Here is a 1,468-nt window from a genome sequence, read left to right on the forward strand (position 1 = left end):
GCGGGTCGACCTGGCCCTGTCCCGGCAGGCGGACGGCGCCGAAGGCGGGGACGGGGTAGGGCGGTTCGTCCTCCCACGTGGCCGCGAGCCCGTGCCGGGAGCAGGTCGAGAGCACGGCCTCGACGTCGGGCGCCTGGGCGGCAGTGGCGGCGACGGTGAGGTCGTCACGGTTCTCGACGGGCACGCCGAGGTCCTCCAGCGCGCGGCGCAGCCAGCCGAGCCCCGCGAACCCCGCCGCGAGGTAGCTGCCCACCGCCTCGTCGCCGTGGTGCGCGACGCGCGCGAGCTGCACGCCCTGGAGCACGGAGAGCTTGCCGGTGGACCGGGCGGTCGTGGTGGCGCCTGCCGCGGCCTTGTCCAGCACCACCACGTCGGCGCCGCCGTCGGCGAGGAGCAGGGCGGTCACGACGCCGGTGATCCCGGCGCCCACCACGACGACGTCCGCGCGCAGGGGTCCGGGCGCCATGACACCCGGACCCTCCTGCCCACCTGCGGCTTCGGGGGTCTCCTGGCTCACGGTGCGCCTCCTGTGCCGGTGGTCGGGTGTCGCGCTGCCGGCCTCCTCAGGCTGGCACGCGGTACCCGCACTCGCACGACGCCTACGGGCCGGGTGTGGTGGGCCGGAAGTGAGAGACCAGGGCGTGCACGAGGTCTTCCGGGTTCTCCTCGGCCACGTGGTGCCCGGAGTCGATGCCGTACCCGTCGAGGTCGTCCGCCCAGGCACGCCAGATCGCCAGCGGGTCCCCGTACAGCTCCTCGAGGTCGTCGCGGAGCGACCACAGCACGCGCAGCGGGGCGGTGACGCGCCGGCCCGCCGCGCGGTCCGCCTCTTCGTGCGCGCGATCGACCGTCAGGCCGGCCCGGTAGTCCTCCAGCATCGAGCGCACCACGTCGGGGTCCGCGACGGCGGCCATGAGCTCCGCGTGGTTCTCGGCGCCCATGGTCCGGGGATCGGCCTTGGGCCCGTACCAGGCGGCGGGGTCCGCGTTGATCACCCGCTCGGGGATGTCCGGCTGGGCGAAGAAGAACCAGTGCCACCAGCTCGTGGCGAAGGCCGCGTCGGCGCGGCGCAGGTGCTCGCTCACGGGCAGGCAGTCGATCAGCACGAGGCGCTCGACCGCCCCAGGGTGGTCGAGCGCGAGCCGGAGGGCCACGTAGCTCCCGCGGTCGTGTCCCACCAGGTGGAAGTGTTCGTGGCCGAGCTCCCGCATGACGGCCACCATGTCGCCGGCGACCGCTCGTTTGGAGTGGGCCTCGTGGTCGGCACTCGGTGCGGGCCCACGGGACCGGCCGTAGCCGCGCAGGTCCGGGCAGACCACGCGGAACCCGGCGTCGACCAGACGGGGCGCCACGCGGTGCCACGTCGCCGAGGTACGCGGGTGCCCGTGCAGGAGCAGGACGGGCGGGCCGGACCCGCCGTGGCGGACGAAGACCGACGCGTCCTGCGTCTCGACCCGTGCGGTCGCGA

2 protein-coding genes are annotated in these 1,468 nt (G+C 75.1%); both read right to left on the reverse strand.

What is annotated here, in order from left to right:
* On the reverse strand, nucleotides 1-517 hold a 517-nt coding region (locus PROKR_RS12265), incomplete at its 3' end, for an FAD-dependent oxidoreductase (RefSeq protein ID WP_211240122.1).
* 82 nt (nucleotides 518-599) lie between these two features.
* Nucleotides 600-1,468, reverse strand: an 869-nt coding sequence (locus tag PROKR_RS12270) for an alpha/beta fold hydrolase (protein ID WP_036963553.1), incomplete at its 5' end; no start/stop codon positions are given.

It is taken from the genome of Promicromonospora kroppenstedtii DSM 19349 (assembly GCF_000515355.1).
GTDB lineage: Bacteria > Actinomycetota > Actinomycetes > Actinomycetales > Cellulomonadaceae > Promicromonospora > Promicromonospora kroppenstedtii.